This is a genomic window from Vibrio sp. 1159, assembly GCF_033340395.1.
Classification (GTDB): Bacteria; Pseudomonadota; Gammaproteobacteria; order Enterobacterales; family Vibrionaceae; genus Vibrio; species Vibrio alginolyticus.
The window spans coordinates 1-1,755 of sequence record NZ_JAWOWL010000086.1; the positions used below are offsets into that span (position 1 = coordinate 1).

The window sequence follows — 1,755 nt, forward strand, 5'->3', positions numbered from 1 at the left end:
CGCGGATACCGAAAAGCGGAACTGACCGAGTGGGCTATGTTTCGCTAGAGGGTCTGCAATATCTGGCGGCTGAGTATGGCGCGCCATGGCGAAGGCTTTTGCAGGGTGTAGAACTTGTGTACTTCCTTTTAGATCGGCGGAAGTCGTGTAAACCAATACATGAAGATCATTACCTGTCATGTCTGGAATCACATTGAGATCAAGTACGAATTTATCGTTGTCCAACAGTTTTGCTGGTTCGTACTTAAACTTTGAGAAATCGGCTTGGTAAATGGTTTCTCCTGCCGAGTTCATCACTGCGACATTTGGAGCATAAAATTGAAGTTCTTTACTTACGAATGTCTCTAATTTGATATCGAGACTGCCACGATTGCCCGGAAGAGCGAACGCTGCAATTGCGCCAGCACTGTTGCCATCCAACAGCATTTGGCTTTTATCAGTCAAAGCGAACTCAGTAACCACAGGCACATTAAGCGGTACCCATTGAATATCACCCGATTGAGTGATTACTTGTTGCTGACCTTTTGGACTCATCTCTACTTGTTCTACGGACGCACAACCAGTAGCCAACATGCCCAGCAGTACGGGAGCAAGCCATTTTCTCATTACTGTCTACCTCGACTCATTATTGTTTTTGAAATAAATACAGCCAGATAGGTTCTGGCTGTATCATTCTAGGACAATTTAGGACTTAGTGGTTAGATGATTACCACCAAGCTTCAGCTTGTACACCGAATTGGAACGTATCGTCTGAACGTCCGTTATCAAATGTGTTTGAGTTGTCTTCTTTGTCAGCCGTTAGGTAAGAAGCGTAAACACGGATTTCAGGACGAGCCCAGAAGCTAGAGCCAGCAGACCATGCTTGAGCAACAGTTAGCTTACCGTATTTGTTTTCTTCGCCGTCGTTATCGTCGATAGCGTAGCCAGCTTCGAAGATAGTTTTGTGGTTGTCATCCCACTTGAAGACTGGGCGAACAACGGCTGACATCGCTTCCCACTTGTGATCAGCAGCCCACATATCTTCACCTACACCGTAAACCAACTGGTGACCTAGTTCCCAGTTATCACCTAGACCAATAACACCCCAGTTGATGAAACGGTAACCAGATGCACCATCACGAGCTTCTGCACCGTACCAGCTACCGTCGCCGTAGAACGCCATTGTTTTTGAGTAGCCTTCAGTACCGTACTGGAATACAGTTTTGTTGAAACCAGAGTCTAGACCTTGAGTCAACTCTGCTGTGAACATTACGCCGTTTTTCGCATCTTTAGTGCTGTTTGGCGCAGCGTCAGTTTCGTTAAGAATCGCGTAGTTCAAGCCCATTTCTAGAGAACCGTTGTCCCATAGAGGAAGACCTGCGTAACGTACGTCTAGAGTGTTTACGTTTGTTGCGCCACCATCGTTGCCTGGGTCGGCGATATCGCCGCGGTCGTTACGAACCCAAGCGGAAGATACTTTACCAGGACCAGCTTCGATACCTTCAACACCAGCGCCCGCGCCAGAGATGTTCCAGTAGTAGAAGTCAGAGATATGAATGTCGTGACGTTGGTAGTAGCGTTTACCTGCCCAAAGCGTTGCTTCAGGAGCAAAGTTTAGTAGGCCTTTAGCTTGAACGTTGAACTGACGTAGTGCGAATTGTGCATCGTCTACACATTTCACTTCGCCGTTATCCAAACCACAGTTAGCAGAAGTGCTTTCCCAGTCGTTTGAACCGTTAGAAGTCATTGCGATCATAGAGTCTACGTAGAACGTTT

Annotated in this window: 2 protein-coding genes; both read right to left on the reverse strand. The window is 46.9% G+C overall.

The features are described 5' to 3' along the window. The coding region (locus tag R7127_RS26030) for a MalM family protein (protein ID WP_318148664.1) at positions 1-606 on the reverse strand (606 nt) is incomplete at its 3' end. A 100-nt stretch (positions 607-706) separates the two neighbouring features. Continuing rightward, a partial coding sequence (locus R7127_RS26035; protein ID WP_318148665.1) for a maltoporin occupies positions 707-1,755 on the reverse strand: 1,049 nt, incomplete at its 5' end.